We start from the raw sequence: 255 nt of genomic DNA on the forward strand, positions 1-255 counted from the left end.
AGACCAGGCTTGGCAAGATCACCCGGGCGGGCGACGAGGACCTGAGACGGCTGCTCGTGATCGGGGCTACGGCGGTGATTCAGCGGGCCAGCAGTGGACGCGGACCTCACTCACGCTGGCTCCTGGCCCTGATCAAGCGCAAGCCGCCGAAACTTGCAGCCGTGGCGCTTGCCAACAAGGGCGCGCGCATCCCCTGGAAGCTGATGACGAGCAATGAGAGTTACGACGTTGCGCGGCTGGATGCCGCCGGAGCAG

At 66.3% G+C, this 255-nt stretch carries 1 pseudogene; it reads left to right on the plus strand.

The annotated features are described in order from the left end of the window. A pseudogene (locus tag FNJ47_RS47205) lies at positions 1–255 on the plus strand (IS110 family transposase); the annotation flags it as partial.

Source organism: Bradyrhizobium uaiense (assembly GCF_010811875.1).
Lineage (GTDB): Bacteria > Pseudomonadota > Alphaproteobacteria > Rhizobiales > Xanthobacteraceae > Bradyrhizobium > Bradyrhizobium uaiense.